11 protein-coding genes are annotated in these 14,949 nt (G+C 68.6%); 4 read left to right on the plus strand and 7 right to left on the minus strand.

Annotation, left to right across the window (positions count from 1 at the left end; all coding sequences use genetic code 11):
- The first annotated feature begins 139 nt into the window (after window positions 1-139).
- The 3 genes from ACFWJX_RS11490 (at window position 140) to ACFWJX_RS11500 (ending at window position 3,246) form a co-directional block, all read left to right on the plus strand.
- Window positions 140-1,210 carry a ParA family protein gene (locus ACFWJX_RS11490; protein ID WP_383240814.1) on the plus strand — a complete coding sequence of 357 codons (1,071 nt, stop codon included), beginning with the start codon at window positions 140-142 and terminating at the stop codon, window positions 1,208-1,210.
- The gene (locus ACFWJX_RS11495; RefSeq protein WP_383240310.1) at window positions 1,207-2,307 is read left to right on the plus strand and encodes a ParB/RepB/Spo0J family partition protein; all 1,101 of its coding nucleotides are present in this window, start codon (window positions 1,207-1,209) and stop codon (window positions 2,305-2,307) included. The genes ACFWJX_RS11490 and ACFWJX_RS11495 overlap by 4 nt, the downstream gene beginning before the upstream one ends.
- A gap of 321 nt (window positions 2,308-2,628) precedes the next feature.
- A complete protein-coding gene (locus tag ACFWJX_RS11500; protein ID WP_383240313.1) occupies window positions 2,629-3,246 on the plus strand; it encodes a GNAT family N-acetyltransferase in 618 nt (205 codons plus the stop codon).
- A 93-nt stretch (window positions 3,247-3,339) separates the two neighbouring features.
- Here ACFWJX_RS11500 and trxA read toward each other — a convergent pair whose 3' ends face one another.
- The 7 genes from trxA to ACFWJX_RS11535 form a co-directional block, all read right to left on the minus strand.
- Entirely contained in the window at window positions 3,340-3,669 is a 330-nt protein-coding gene (gene trxA, locus ACFWJX_RS11505) for a thioredoxin (RefSeq protein ID WP_363092304.1), read from the minus strand.
- A 43-nt stretch (window positions 3,670-3,712) separates the two neighbouring features.
- The gene (gene trxB / locus ACFWJX_RS11510; protein WP_073491214.1) at window positions 3,713-4,681 is read right to left on the minus strand and encodes a thioredoxin-disulfide reductase; all 969 of its coding nucleotides are present in this window, start codon (window positions 4,679-4,681) and stop codon (window positions 3,713-3,715) included.
- Between the two features lie 167 nt (window positions 4,682-4,848).
- Window positions 4,849-5,730 (minus strand): anti-sigma factor family protein, encoded by an 882-nt coding sequence (locus ACFWJX_RS11515; RefSeq protein WP_383240318.1) that lies wholly within the window; start codon window positions 5,728-5,730, stop codon window positions 4,849-4,851.
- The gene (gene sigM, locus ACFWJX_RS11520; protein WP_383240321.1) at window positions 5,727-6,452 is read right to left on the minus strand and encodes an RNA polymerase sigma factor SigM; all 726 of its coding nucleotides are present in this window, start codon (window positions 6,450-6,452) and stop codon (window positions 5,727-5,729) included. Before sigM ends, ACFWJX_RS11515 begins: the two co-directional genes overlap by 4 nt.
- 27 nt (window positions 6,453-6,479) lie before the next feature.
- On the minus strand, window positions 6,480-8,195 hold the full coding sequence (locus ACFWJX_RS11525; protein WP_383240324.1) for a serine/threonine protein kinase: 1,716 nt from the start codon (window positions 8,193-8,195) through the stop codon (window positions 6,480-6,482).
- A 136-nt stretch (window positions 8,196-8,331) separates the two neighbouring features.
- Window positions 8,332-10,635, minus strand: coding sequence for a murein biosynthesis integral membrane protein MurJ (gene murJ / locus ACFWJX_RS11530; RefSeq protein ID WP_383240325.1), 2,304 nt, complete (start codon window positions 10,633-10,635; stop codon window positions 8,332-8,334).
- A gap of 44 nt (window positions 10,636-10,679) precedes the next feature.
- Window positions 10,680-13,064 carry a DUF6049 family protein gene (locus ACFWJX_RS11535; RefSeq protein ID WP_383240328.1) on the minus strand — a complete coding sequence of 795 codons (2,385 nt, stop codon included), beginning with the start codon at window positions 13,062-13,064 and terminating at the stop codon, window positions 10,680-10,682.
- A gap of 256 nt (window positions 13,065-13,320) precedes the next feature.
- On the opposite strand from ACFWJX_RS11535, the gene ACFWJX_RS11540 reads away from it, so the two are divergent.
- Window positions 13,321-14,787: a CCA tRNA nucleotidyltransferase gene (locus tag ACFWJX_RS11540; RefSeq protein ID WP_383240331.1), complete on the plus strand. Its 1,467-nt coding sequence runs from the start codon at window positions 13,321-13,323 to the stop codon at window positions 14,785-14,787.
- Window positions 14,788-14,949: the final 162 nt, after the last annotated feature.

The following is a 14,949-nucleotide window of genomic DNA, read 5'->3' on the forward strand; positions in this document are numbered from 1 at the left end:
CATCATCAGCCGCGGTCGCGCTGCGGCCGAACCCCGTGACCGGAAGCCGCTCGGCTCACTTGTCAAGGGGACGGAGTTGTCCACAGAGGTGGATTTCTCCACAGAAGACCAGGCCTCACTGGTTCGCGACCCCGAAGGCATGGGAGGCTCTGTTCATTGCGAGCCTGAAGTCGAGGAGAGTGAATCCTTGCGGTCCGACGCCAACATCGCGGGACCGATGACCGATCCGGTCCCCGGTCCCCGTACCGAGTCGATGGGGGAGGATGTTTCACGTGAAACACCGCCTCCGATGGACGACACTCCGATCGGTCGTGCTGCCCAACTGGCGGTTGAGGCTCTTGGCCGCGCCGGCGAGGGCCTGCCACGGCCCGAGCAGACGCGCATCATGGTGGTCGCCAACCAGAAGGGCGGCGTCGGCAAGACGACGACGACCGTCAACCTTGCCGCCTCGCTGGCCCTGCACGGTGCCCGCGTCCTGGTGATCGACCTCGACCCGCAGGGCAATGCGTCCACCGCCCTCGGGATCGACCATCACGCCGAGGTTCCGTCCATCTACGACGTGTTGGTCGAGAGCCGCCCGCTGGCGGAAGTGGTCCAACCCGTCCCCGATGTCGAAGGCCTCTTCTGCGCTCCCGCCACGATCGATCTCGCCGGTGCGGAGATCGAGCTGGTGTCGCTGGTGGCGCGCGAGAGCCGACTCGAGCGAGCCATCCAGGCGTACGAGCAGCCGCTGGACTACGTCCTGATCGACTGCCCGCCCTCGCTCGGTCTGCTGACGGTGAACGCGATGGTTGCGGGCCAGGAGGTCCTCATCCCGATCCAGTGCGAGTACTACGCGCTGGAGGGACTGGGCCAGCTACTGCGCAACGTCGAGCTGGTGCGGGGACACCTCAACCCCGCCCTCCACGTCTCGACCATCCTGCTCACCATGTACGACGGCCGGACGCGCCTCGCGTCGCAGGTCGCCGATGAGGTGCGCACCCACTTCGGCGACGAGGTGCTGCGGACGAGCATTCCCCGCTCTGTCCGCATCTCCGAAGCGCCGAGCTACGGACAGACGGTACTGACCTACGATCCTGGATCGAGCGGTGCACTGTCCTACCTTGAAGCAGCCCGCGAGATTGCGCTGAGGGGCGTCGGCGTCAGCTACGACGGCACCCACGCCCATATCGGCGCCCAGAACAACCCGACCATGGAGGGGATCCAGTGAGTGATCGACGGAGGGGGCTGGGCCGTGGTCTTGGCGCACTGATCCCTGCTGCCCCGACCGAGAGGACACCGGCGCAGACTGCCGTGGGAGGCGTGACCTCCACGTCCTCCGCCAGTGTTCCGGTCCTGACGACCGACCGCGGGGTGGCCGCGGCGAAAGTAGCCACGCTGCCGCCTGTTTCACGTGAAACAGAGGAGCCCTCGGCGAACGGTGGCGCGGACGTTCCCGCACCGCCCATGGGCGTCCACTTCGCGGAACTCCCGCTCGACTCCATCACGCCGAACCCGCGCCAGCCGCGTGAGGTCTTCGACGAGGACGCCCTCCAGGAGCTGATCACCTCTATCAAGGAGGTCGGCCTCCTCCAGCCGGTCGTCGTACGGCAGACCGGTCCCGCGCGCTATGAGCTGATCATGGGCGAGCGGCGCTGGCGGGCCTGCCGTGAGGCGGGTCTGGAGGCGATCCCGGCGATTGTCCGGGCCACGGACGACGAGAAGCTCCTGCTGGACGCGCTGCTGGAGAACCTGCACCGGGCTCAGCTGAACCCGCTGGAGGAGGCTGCCGCCTACGACCAGTTGCTGAAGGACTTCAACTGCACCCACGACCAGTTGGCGGACCGGATCGGACGTTCGCGTCCGCAGGTCTCCAACACACTGCGGCTGCTGAGGCTCTCCCCGGCGGTTCAGCGCCGGGTGGCAGCCGGTGTCCTCTCGGCGGGTCATGCCCGGGCGCTGCTTTCCGTCGACGACTCGGAGGAGCAGGACCGACTCGCGCATCGCATCGTGGCGGAGGGGCTGTCCGTACGCGCGGTCGAGGAGATCGTGACCCTGATGGGGTCGCGCCCGCAGACCCCTCAGCGTGCCAAGGGGCCCCGCGCCGGAGGCCGGGTGTCGCCGGCCCTGTCCGACCTCGCCAGCCGGCTCTCGGACCGTTTCGAGACACGGGTGAAGGTCGACCTGGGGCAGAAGAAGGGCAAGATCACCGTCGAGTTCGCCTCCATGGAAGATCTTGAGCGGATCCTCGACAGCTTGGCACCTGGTGAAGGGCCCGTTCTCCAGAAGGGCCTGGTGGAGGGCGAGTCCGAGGAAACGGACGACTGATCGCCCGATGAGCGGGGCCTGCGCCCTCCGACTGCCAAGAGCGAGCCGTTTCCGGTGTCCGGAACACGGCTCGCTCTTTGCTATCGGGCGGTATCGAGGGAATCGCGTCCTGGATACGATGCGATGAGCTATGGCGCAACCACCTGATGACACCTTTGAGTGGGAGGCGGGGGCCATGCGAACGATGAGCCGGACCGGACTGCTGGGCGCGGCCTTGGGGATCGGCGCGGTCGGCGGGTTCGTCGGCAGTCTGCTCAGGGAACGGAACGCTCTGATTGCCGCTCGCGATGCTGCGGGCGAAGGAAGCGAGGATCAGCCTTCATGGGGCGTCGGCTCGTACCGCTCACGCTGGACAACCTTCAGGACCTTCCCCAACGCTGCCGCTCGTGTGTCTTCTGGGAGCTGGACCCCGTCAGCGGTGAGGCAGCGGTAAGGACGGGTACGGCGGCGGTGGAGAAAGAGGCCTGGATCTCCGCGGTCCTGCTCGACTGGGGGTCCTGCGGCCGGGTCGTCTATGTCGATGACGTCCCGGTGGGCTACGTGCTCTACGCCCCGCCCGCGTACGTTCCCCGCTCGACGGCGTTCCCCACGAGCCCTGTCTCCCCCGACGCGGTGCAGCTGATGACCGCGTTCATCATGCCGGGCTACCAGGGCCAAGGACTCGGCCGGGTGATGGTCCAAACGGTTGCCAAGGACCTGCTGCGCCGGGACTTCAAAGCGATCGAGGCGTTCGGTGACGCACGCTGGAAGGACCCCGCGTGTCTTCTGCCGGCCGAACATCTGTTGGCGGTGGGGTTCAAGACAGTTCGACCGCACCCTTCTCATCCGCGGCTGAGGCTGGAGCTGCGCACTACCCTCTCCTGGAAGGAAGACGTGGAGATGGCGCTCGACCGACTGTTGGGAGCCGTGCAGAAGGAGCCTGCGCTGCGGCCCCTGTGATCGGCTTCGTGAAACAGGAATGGGCCGACCCCTCCGGGTCGGCCCATTCCTGTTTCACGTGAAACATGCGCCGCTTGAGCGGCGTTCAGAACGTCACTCGGCGATGAAGTCCTCGAGGTCACGGACGAGCGCGGCCTTGGGCTTGGCGCCGACGATGGTCTTGGCGACCTCGCCGTTCTGGTAGACGTTCAGGGTCGGGATGGACATCACGCCGTACTTGGCGGCCGTACCCGGGTTCTCGTCGATGTTGAGCTTGACGACCTCGATCTTGTCGCCGTACTCGGCCGCGATCGCCTCGAGGGACGGGGCGATCTGGCGGCACGGGCCGCACCAGGCAGCCCAGAAGTCCACCAGGACGGGCTTGTCGCTCTTGAGGACGTCCTGCTCGAAGGAGTCGTCGGTTACATGCTTGAGGTCGGCCACGGCGGGCTCCTTTAACTGATGTGTGCGGTGGGGCGGGAGGGGGTCAGACGGCGGTCTTCTCGGGCTCGGCCTGCTCCTCGTCCGCGAGGGCGGCTAGGTAGCGCTCGGCGTCGAGGGCGGCGGAGCAGCCGGTGCCGGCTGCGGTGATCGCCTGACGGTAGGTGTGGTCGACGACGTCGCCGGCGGCGAAGACACCGGTCACGTTCGTCCGGGTGGACGGGGCGACGACCTTCAGGTAGCCCTCCTCGTCCAGGTCGAGCTGGCCCTTGAAGAGTTCGGTGCGCGGGTCGTGGCCGATCGCGATGAACAGGCCCGTCACCGCCAGGTCGGAGAGCTCACCGGTCTTGAGGTTGCGCAGCTTCAGCCCGGCCAGCTTCGGGTCACCCTGGATCTCGGCGACCTCGCTGTCCCAGACGAACGAGATCTTCGGGTCGGCGAAGGCACGCTCCTGCATCGCCTTGGAGGCGCGCAGGGTGTCGCGGCGGTGGACGATCGTCACGGACTTGGCGAAGCGCGACAGGAAGGTGGCCTCCTCCATCGCGGTGTCACCGCCACCGATCACGGCGATGTCCTGGTCCTTGAAGAAGAAGCCGTCGCACGTGGCACACCACGAGACGCCGCGGCCGGAGAGGGCGTCCTCGTTGGGCAGGCCGAGCTTGCGGTGCTGCGAGCCGGTGGTGACGATGACGGCCTTGGCCCGGTGGACCGTGCCCGCCGTGTCGGTCACCGTCTTGATCTCACCGGTGAGGTCGACGGAGACGACGTCGTCGGGGATCAGTTCGGCGCCGAAGCGCTCGGCCTGGGCGCGCATGTTGTCCATGAGCTCGGGACCCATGATGCCGTCCTGGAAGCCGGGGAAGTTCTCGACCTCGGTGGTGTTCATCAGGGCGCCGCCCGCGGTGACGGCTCCCTCGAACACCAGCGGCTTCAGCGATGCGCGCGCGGTGTAGAGCGCCGCCGTGTAGCCGGCGGGCCCGGAGCCGATGATGATCACGTTTCGGACGTCGCTCACGGCTTCATTCCTCGTCTCTGGTCTATGTCGATCGACCGGGGGAGCCTCTGGGAACTCTCACCCCACCCAACGGATCCTAAGGGGCGCGCATTCCCGCTGTGTCCGGGCACACCAAGGGGTCGAGGCCGTACGGGATACGAAGCACGACGGGGACGCAGCCCGAAGCGTCAGGGGCGCGTGTAGGAGTCCTTGAGAAGGACCTTCACGGTGCCGGACGACGGCTGGCTGACGCAGGTCGCATCCATCAGGTACGCGGTGACCCGAGTGCTGTCGGAGCTGTCGGGGAGGACGACGAGGAGAGCGTCCCTCCCCTGGTACGTGCCCTTCTCGACGGCGAGGGCCGCGTCCTTCCGGTCCATGCCCTTCTGGACGCAGTCGGGCACCGTGGGCTGCTGGAAGACCCTGGGAGTCTTCGTCTCGGGCTCGCCCTGCATTCCCAGAGTGGGCGGACTGGAGTTGGGGGAGGCAGCCAGGAGATCAGCGACCTGCTGTTCCAGACCGCTCTCGGAGAAGCTGTCCGCGACGGTGGACCGCTGACCGGGCGCCGAGGTGCCCGGTCCCTCGTCGCCGGTCAGCGACGACACCAGGACCGACCCGAGACCCAGCGCCGCGACGGCGAAGACGGTACCCAGTACAGCGATCCTGCGTCGCCCGCCCCGCCGGAGACCCTTGCGGCCCGGTCCGGTGGTGGTGGTTCGGGCCCGTCCCGCGGGCCGCGGCGGCGACGTCGATGTTTCACGTGAAACATGAAGGGTGCTGTCCGACGACTCGAGTGCGGAGAACTCCGGAGCCGCGGCGCTGATCAAGGCTTCCGCGGCCAGTGCGGCATCGATGCGGTGGGCGACATCGTCCGGCATCCGCGTCGGCCCGGGCAGCGCCCCCAGGAGGCCACGCATCTCCTCCAGCGACGCGTGGACGTCCGCGCAGAGCACGCAGTCGTCCAGATGCCGACGCACTTCCGCACTGCGGTCCGGAGGGAGTAGACCCTCGGTGAGGTCGGAGATCTCTGTGACGTCCGGGTGCCCGGTCGTGTCCGTCGTCGATGTCACGTTCGCCCACCTCCGCCCTTCACAGCAGCTGAATCGCCGGTCCCGGCGCCGTCCGGGCCTTCGTCCCGAGGACCCGCTGCCGGTGGGACGGATGTCCCCTCCGCCCGGTTCCGTCCTCGCCCGGATTCCCTCACCTCGCCGGAGTTGGCCGGCCGCAGATGAGTGAGCAGCGGCAGGAGTCTCGCTCTGCCCCGGGCACAGCGACTCTTCACCGTCCCCGTCGGAACGTCGAGTACGCGGGCGGCCTCCGCGACGGGATAGCCCTGCATGTCGACCAGGATGAGCGCCGCACGCTGGTCGGGCGGCAGAGTGCCAAGGGCTTCGAGGAGCTGGCGGTGCAGGTCGTTGCGCTCGGCAGGTCCCGAGGCCGACTCGTGCGGCTCCAGCAATTGCTCCAGGCGCTCGGTGTCGTCGATCGGGGAGGTCTTGCGGGAGGCCGCCTTGCGGGCCCGGTCCAGACAGGCGTTCACCGTGATCCGATGCAGCCAGGTGGTGACGGCCGACTGGCCGCGGAAGGTGTGGGCGGCCCGGTAGGCGGACACCAGAGCGTCCTGAACCGCGTCAGCGGCCTCCTCGCGGTCCCCCAGGGTTCTGAGGGCCACCGCCCACAGCCGGTCACGGTGACGCCGTACGAGCTCACCGAAGGCGTCTGGGTCACCCTCCACATGGCGGGCGAGGAGGTCATGATCGCTGATCCCGTCGTATCCGGCGCCTGCTGCCATCGGACCCCCTCCCCCTCAGGTGAGATATCAGCCCGTGAACTTCACGTCGGTGATGGCCTGCTTGTAGCCGGCGCCACTGTAGCCATCCGTGGGCGCGTTCGGTACGGCGGTGATCCAGAGCAGTACGTACTGGGTCTTCACCGTCTTCGACGCCTTCACGGTGAGCGAGGTACCGCTGGTGTCGGCGGTTCCGATCTCCTTCATTCCGCTGATGCCCGTGGACGGGGCGAGCGAGTCCGTGGCATAGAGCTTCACGGTCGTGTGGTCGCCGGCGTACCGGAGTCCTATCGACGCCGCGGAGATGTCCTGCGCCGACCCCAGGTCGTAGACGATGCCCACTCCGGGCTTGTACGGAGCAAGGGTCGGCCCCTCGTCGTACTTCTTGGTCCGCCAGTAGGTGGAGCTGTCACCGTCATAGGTGTTGGCGACGTCCTCCGGCGCCTGTGCGGAACCGCTGGCGACGTACTCCTGCGAGCCCTGGATCTTGAGCTGCTGGACCGGCTTGGGCGCGGCGCTGTTGTTGTCGTCGCTGTCCGTCGTCTGCGTCTGGTTCGTGTCCTCGGAGTTGCCCTGGTCCATCAGGGCGTCCGCGAGCTGCCAGCTGCCGAGGCCGAGGGCCGCGATGAGCAGTGCGGAGACCGCCCACTTCAGCGCCCTGCCGGTGCGGCTCTGCAACGGGGGAGGCGGGGTCCGCACCGGCTGGGTGGCGCCCGGGTGCGTCGCGGGCCGTCCGTAGCTGCCCTGTTGGTATGTCGTGCGCTGGTACTCGGGAGGCGCGGTGAACGCGGGCTCCGGCGGGCGGATGCGGGGCATCTCACCGATGGCCTTGACCAGTTCCTCCGGTGTGGCGCACGCGGACTCGTGCCGGGAGGCGGTCGCCCCGTCGTTGACGAGAGCGCGCATGGCAAGTTCCGACAGGCCCCGGTGGATGCCGGCACGCACCTGGTCGGGGGCGATCAGTCCGACGGCCTTGGGCAGTCCGGAAAGACCGTAGGCGTCGTTCTCGTACGGCCAGCGCTGGGTGAGTGCCGCGTACAGCAGGGCGCCGATCGCCTCGGTGTCGGTGCGCTGGGGGGTGTCGGAGCTGATGCCGCGCAGCGCCGCGTTGACGGCGAGGCCGCGGATACGCCACTGGCCGGTGGAGGTGCGCAGCACGGCGTTGGGGTTCAGTCGCAGGTGCGCGAGCCCCTCGCGGTGGGCGGCCGCCATGGCGGAGGCGATCTGACTCACCATCTGGTACGCGTCGTGCGGCTCCAGCGGCCCGGAAGCGAGGAGCGTGGTCAGTTCGGTGGCGTCGGGCAACCACTCGTGGACGACGTAGACGAGGTCGTTCTCCTCGACCGCGTCCAGGACTTGGACGAAACGAGGGTCGCCGAGCAGGGCGGAGGACCGGGCCGCCGCCAGGACGGAACGGGCCCGCGTGTGATCCGCGGGCAGAACATGGACGCCGACGGCACGGCGGAGTTTCTCGTCCACCGCCCGCCAACTGCTGAAACCGTCCAGACGGGTGACGCAGTCCTCGAGTCGGTAGCGTCTGGCGAGTTTGTGGCCGCTGTGCAGTTCTGGCGCCGAGGCCTTCCCGGGACTCTCGGCCCCGCCACTCCCCTGTGCCTCGTCGCTGTCCGTGTCCCGCTCCCGGTTCTTGGCCACACCGTCGGCCGTGGACTGGTCCGCCTGTGCGGTCAGCGGCTGATCGCCGCTGTTGTCTGCCACGTCGACGGCAGCCGTACTCCGTTCCGCCACCGTCGTTCCTGCCTCCCCATCCATGCGCGCCGTCCGACCTCGTGCGCGCCGTCCGACGCCGAAACCAATTGTGCCCACAGTCCGCCGCTATGCACGACACGCGGCGGCGGACGATGGTTGTGCGCCTACCCCTGCCTCAGCGACCCAGGCGTCCGCGTACCATGCCGACGAGCGAGTTGAGCTCCTCGATACGCATACGGCGGGCAGCGACGAAGAAGACGCCGACCAGCACGATTCCACCGGCCAGCAGCGCGGCGAAGGACCCGAGGACGCCCTGGCCGAGAGTCTGGGCGATGCCGTAGCAGGCGGCGCCGCTGAGCAGGGCGGCCGGCACGGCGGCGATGCACAGCCGCGCGTACGTCCGCATTACGCGGGCGCCGTCCAGGTCCCCGCCGAGCCGCTTGCGCAGCCGGTTCCAGGCGACGCCGACACCGATGACGTAGGCCAGGCCGTAGGAGGCGGCCATGCCGACCACGGCCCAGCGGGCCGGAAGTACGAAGTAGCAGGTGGCGGAAGCGGCGGCGTTGACGGCCGCCACGATCACCGTGTTGTAGAAGGGCGTTCGCGTGTCCTCGTAGGCGTAGAAGGCGCGCAGCACGACGTACTGCACCGAGTACGGGATCAGGCCGAGGCCGAAGGCCATCAGCATGAAGCCCATGTTGGTGGCCTCACTGATGCCCGAGGAGCCGAAGATGAGGGTGCACATCGGGATGCCGAGAGCGATGAAGCCGAAAGCGATGGGGACGATCGCGACGGCCGTCGTGCGCAGGCCCTGGGAGATGTCGTCGCGGACGGCACCCGCGTCCTGTTCGGCCGCCGAGCGAGAGATCCGGGGCAGCAGCGCGGCCATGAGGGACACGGTGATGATGGCCTGGGGCAGGCCCCAGATCAGCTGGGCGTTGGCGTAGGCGGCGAAACCGGTGCCCTTGACGCCCGAGTCGATGCCGGCCGCGGTGGACAGCTGGGTGACCACCAGCGCGCCCGCCTGGTTGGCCAGGACGAACAGGATCGTCCACTTGGCGAGCATGGCGGCCTTGCCGAGGCCGTGGCCCTTCCAGTCGAAGCGCAGCCGCATCCGGAAGCCGGTCTCGCGCAGGTACGGGATCATCGCGAGGGCCTGGACGACCAGGCCCAGCAGGATGCCGATGCCGAGCAGCCGCTGGCCCTCCGGCGGGATGTTCGTGACGCTCATGTCGGAGTCCGCCGCGGTGCCGTACACCCACAGGAACATGCCGAGCGTCACGATGATGACGACGTTGTTCAGGACCGGAGTCCACATCATCGCGCCGAACTTCCCGCGCGCGTTGAGGATCTGCCCCATCACCACGTGGACGCCCATGAAGAAGATCGAGGGCAGGAAGTAGCGCGTGAAGGTGACGGCGACCTCGTTGGCCGCGGGGTTGCTGGCGACCGGGTTCGCCAGCATGCGGACCAGGAGCGGGGCGGCGAACATCGCGAGGCCGGTGAGCGCGGCCAGGGCCACCATCACGAGCGTCAGCAGGCGGTTGGCGTATGCCTCGCCGCCGTCGTCGTCGTCCTTCATGGCACGGACGAGCTGCGGCACGAACACGGAGTTGAGGCCACCGCCGACGGTCAGGATGTAGATCATCGTCGGCAGCTGGTAGGCGACCTGGAAGGAGTCGCCGAGGAAGCCGAGGCCCAGGGCGGAGACGATCATCGCCGACCGGATGAACCCGGTCAGACGCGAGACCATCGTGCCCGCCGCCATCACCGCGCTCGACTTCAGCAGTCCCGTTGCCCGTCCGCTCTTCTTCACGGGCGGTGCCGGGGCCGCCGGCGTGGCGGTGAGGTTCATGGTCTGGTCGGCCCCGGAGGACGGATCCACGAGCCCCGACGCATGGGCGGCCGCGGGTGCCTGGTACTGCGCCACCGGAACCTGCCCACCCGGAACGTGACCGCCCGGAGCGTGCGCCGGGCCCGGTACCGCGGACGACCCCATCGGCGGGTGGGTGCCGCCCTGCTGCTGGTCGCGGAAGAGGTGGGCGAAGGCGTCGGGCTCGTGGCGCTCCTCGCCGGAGTGCGTGACGAGGTCGTCCACGCCCACGAACTGGGTGGTGCGCGGGTCGTCGCCGTACGGCAGGTACTGCGTAGGGCCCTCCGGCTCGGGCGCCGGTGTCTGGGCCCACACGTGTGGGTCGGGCGCGTAGGGGGACTGCTGCGGCGGGCCGTAGAGCGGCTGCTGGGGAGGGTGGGCTCCGGGCGGCGGCGGGGGATGCGCTGCACGGTCGTAGAGCGCCTCGGCGACCGGATCCTGAGCGGTGAGGTCCTGGGACCTGTACGGGTCCTGGTCGTAGGCGTCCTGGAGGTACATGTCCGCGGGGTGCTGCGGCGGCACCTGGCCGTGCTCGGGCGGCGGGCCCTCGGGGTAGCCCGAGCTGCCCGCGGCCTGGCCGCGGTCACCGTCGTACGGCGCGTTCATGGTTACCCCACCTCATCGTTCCGGGCCGACCGGCCACGACATCCTCAACGGTCCACTCTCTCACCCGTCCCGGACGGGTCAGTGCTTTCCGCTGCGGTGTCCGGTGTCCCGTCACTCGGCTGCACCGGGTCGTCTGCCCCGGACCGGGCGTCCGACTCGCCGGCGCGCCCGTTCCCGGAATCCTGCGTGCTCTCGGCCATGTCGGCGGCCGGGTCCGTCTCGTCGGTGCCGTTCTCCTGGGCCTCCCGGGCCGCCGCGCGCTTGCGCTGCGTGTACATCCGGAAGCCGGCCAGCACGAGCAGCAGGAAACCGCCGCCGATGACGAGCATCACGGTGGCCGTGATCTCGGTGACCTTCACGCCGAAGGTGACCGGTGCGCCGTACGCCCTGCCGTCCTCGGTGTACAGCTGGGCGACGACCGCCGCCTGGCCGTTGGCGTTGGCCGAGGTGGGGAACTTCACCGTCGTGCTGTGCCCGCCGGAGACCTCGATGGGCCGCTCGGCGTAGGCCTTGCCGTCGATCTCGAGACGGGTCGGATTGGTCGAGGTCAGCCGCAGCACCAAGCGGTCGACACCCTGCACGAGGTTGTTCTGCACGGTCACCGGAATCGTGGCGCTGCGTCCGGAGAGCTTGAGCTCCGACTTCTGGATCAGTTTGACCTGTTCGGCCAGCTTGGTGAGGTAGGCCTGGACGCCCTGGCGGAAGCTGCTGGCCGCGGTGGTCCGGCCCCGCCAGGACGTGGACATCTCGCGGTTGATGGCCCGCCCGAAGGGGGTCACCACCCGGGACTCGTCGGTCAGGATCACCTTGAAGTTGTCCAGCCGGTCCTGCGTGGTGGCGATGTCCACGAAGGCTGACCGCGGCAGCTCCCGCTTGCTGAGCGAGGAGGGGTACGCCGACTGGGACGGTACCTTCGTCGTGGCACCGGGGTCGGGCTTGGCCGTGGCGGTCGCCGTGAGCTGCTGCGCCTGCGACCAGGTCCCGCCCTGCAGAGCGGTGACCGCCTCCGCCATGGCCTGGGCCTGGCCCGCGGTCGGCATGCGCTGGGGGGCGACGACGATGCTGCGTTGCTTGTCCGTCTGGAGGTTCAGCGCCAGGCTCTGCGCGAGGAACTCCTGCACGGCGAGCGTGGAAGCGGAGGCCTTCGTGAGGTCGCCCTGGAACGCCTCCGACAGGCGGGAGTCCGCGACCACCGCCGTGGTGCCGCCGCCGATGGGGCGGGCCGCGGAGGGCGTGTACGACAGATCGCCGTTCTCCGCGAGGCTGTCGCTTCGCGCGATCACCTTGTCGGCGCCCGCGGAGGTGGCGACCTTCACGATCGACGGGTCGACGGCACCCTCCACCGGCCAGGCGAAGTCAGTGCTCGGGGTCACATGGAGCACGGTCTCCACCGTGCTGGCGGCGACGTCTGTGGCGGCCTTGAGCTGGTTCAGGGAGCCGGTGACGCTGGTCCCGCTGTGTGCCAGGGAGGCCAGATCGGGGTCGGCGTAGGGCAGGGCGACGACCTGCTTGCCCTGCACGGCCTGTTGCAGTTCGGCGAGCCACCGGCCGGCGACGGCCTGGTTGTTGCCTGCCGTGGTGGTGTCACCGGAGACGATGTCGTACCGCTCGGTCATGGCGTCGACGGAGGCAAGCAGGGCCGGGTCGATCACCCAGGTCACGTCGAGGCTCTTGCCGAGGCTCAGGAGCTGGTCGAGGCGACCGCCGGGAGAGATCTCCGCGGCGAGGTCGTCGTTGAGGAACACCGGTGTCTGCTGTTCGTTCGACCCGGTCTCGGCCGTCATGTGGACGTCGGAGACCAGTGGCCACAGCACGGTCGTACGGGTCCTGGTGTCGGCCTCGTCCGGCTGCCACGGCAGGAATGTCCGCTGGATGCCCAGCACCTGCTCCCACGGCTTCGCGGACGTCTCGCCCGACAGGGCGACGCCCAGCGGGTACACACCGCCGTCCCCGAGGTCGAGCTCGTCGACCGGTACGGAGATGCTGAACTGCTCGGAGATCCCGGGAGTGAGCTTGGCGAACTCGGCGACGTACTTGTCGCCCACCGGGGATCCGCTGGAGCTGGAGATGTCGTCGGACCGCTTGGCGGTGCTGTCGATCGCCGAGCGGGTGGCCAGCGCGGACCCCACGCGCAGGTCCACATGAGCGCCCGTGACGGTCTGCTTGCCCTTGTTGGTCACCGTGCCCGAGACGGTCAGCGTGTCGCCTTCGGTGGGAATGCTGGGGCTCAGGGAGTCGACGGCGACGGCCACCGTGCCCGTACTGGAGGCTTCCTTGGCGTAGGTGTGTTCCGCGGCCTGCGCCGAGGACGCGGACAGCTGGAGCAGACCGGCCAGCAGCGGCGCCCCCGCGAGCAGTGCTCCGGTGCGCCGCAGCCACCGGCGGGCAGGTGAGGGAGCCATCCCCGGGAAGTCTGCCGCCTCGGCCACGCGCTCGTCCGTCCCTCGTCGTCGTCAGTGGTCGTCGGAATGTGCGTCCACGCATGGTAACGATGCCCGCTGAGGGGAAGTGCCGCGGTCTGCTCCACAAGATCAGGTGCAATCGCGGTGGCATCCCCTATGTGCGTGTATAAGGAGGATCAGTCGCGCATGTCACGCATGCTGACTTATGCGGCTGTCGTGGAGGGCGGCCATACACCTTAATAGGGGCGCTCGCGCAGTGCCGGGCCACGTACCCTCTTCTGTTGTGCCGAACGCCAACGAAGACAATCTCAGTGCCCTCAGCCAGGTGCAGCACCGCGCGGTGAGTGAACTCCTGCGGGTGGCTCCTGTTGCTGACGACCTCGCCCGCCGATTCCGGGAGGCCGGGTTCTCGCTCGCCCTGGTCGGCGGCTCGGTCCGGGACGCGCTGCTCGGCCGGCTCGGCAACGACCTCGACTTCACGACGGACGCCCGTCCCGAGGACGTGCTGAAGATCATCCGTCCCTGGGCGGATGCCGTGTGGGAGGTCGGGATCGCGTTCGGCACGGTCGCCGCACAGAAGGAAGCCCGCGTCGGAGACGCTGATCGAAGCTTCCAGATCGAGGTCACCACCTATCGGTCGGAGGCCTACGACCGCACCTCCCGCAAGCCCGAGGTGTCGTATGGCGACTCCATCGAGCAGGATCTGGTCAGGCGGGACTTCACGGTGAACGCGATGGCCGTGGCGCTCCCGGAGAAGGAGTTCATCGATCCGCACGGTGGTCTCGATGACCTCGCCGCACGGGTGCTGCGCACTCCGGGGACGCCCGAGGAGTCCTTCTCGGACGATCCGCTGCGGATGATGCGTGCCGCCCGCTTCGCGGCCCAGCTCGACTTCGAGGTGGCCCCGGAGGTCATCACGGCGATGACCGAGATGGCCGGCCGGCTCGAGATCGTCTCGGCCGAGCGGGTCCGGGACGAACTCAACAAGCTGATCCTCTCCACGCACCCCCGCAAGGGCCTGACGTTGCTCGTGGACACCGGGCTCGCCGAGTACGTGCTGCCGGAGCTGCCCGCCCTGCGGCTGGAGAGCGACGAGCACCACCGGCACAAGGACGTCTACGAGCACACGCTGATCGTCCTGGAGCAGGCCATCGCGCTGGAGGAGGAGGGGCCCGACCTGACCCTGCGTCTGGCCGCGCTGCTGCACGACATCGGCAAGCCGCGCACCCGTCGGTTCGAGGAGGACGGCCGGGTCTCGTTCCACCACCACGAGGTGGTCGGCGCGAAGATGACCAAGAAGCGCATGACCGCGCTGAAGTACTCCAACGAGCTGGTGAAGGACGTCTCGCGCCTGGTCGAACTCCACCTGCGGTTCCACGGTTACGGCACCGGTGAATGGACGGACTCCGCTGTCCGCAGGTATGTACGGGACGCTGGACCGCTCCTCGACCGTCTGCACAAGCTGACCCGCTCGGACTGCACGACGCGCAACAAGCGCAGGGCGGCCGCGCTCTCGCGTGCGTACGACGGGCTGGAGGAGCGCATCGACGAGCTGAAGGAACAAGAGGAGCTGGACGCGATCCGCCCGGACCTCGACGGCAACCAGATCATGAAGATCCTGGGGGTCGGCCCAGGTCCTGCCGTGGGCAATGCGTACAAGCACCTGCTGGAGCTGCGGCTGGAGAACGGGCCGATGGGGTACGACGCGGCGGTGGCGGCGCTCCGGCAGTGGTGGGCCAAGGAAGGCTGAGCGCGTGAAGCGGGGTCATGTTTCACGTGAAACATGACCCCGCCCGGATACGCGGAGGGGGGGTGTTTTAAGTTATAAAAACCCCCCAAAAACCAAATCCATAAGAAGAGTATTTATTTAATGAGAGCAGGAAATTAAATACGGGAACCGTGTAGGTGTTAG

Origin of the sequence: Streptomyces sp. NPDC058335 (genome assembly GCF_042723915.1) — a bacterium.
Taxonomy (GTDB): Bacteria; Actinomycetota; Actinomycetes; order Streptomycetales; family Streptomycetaceae; genus Streptomyces.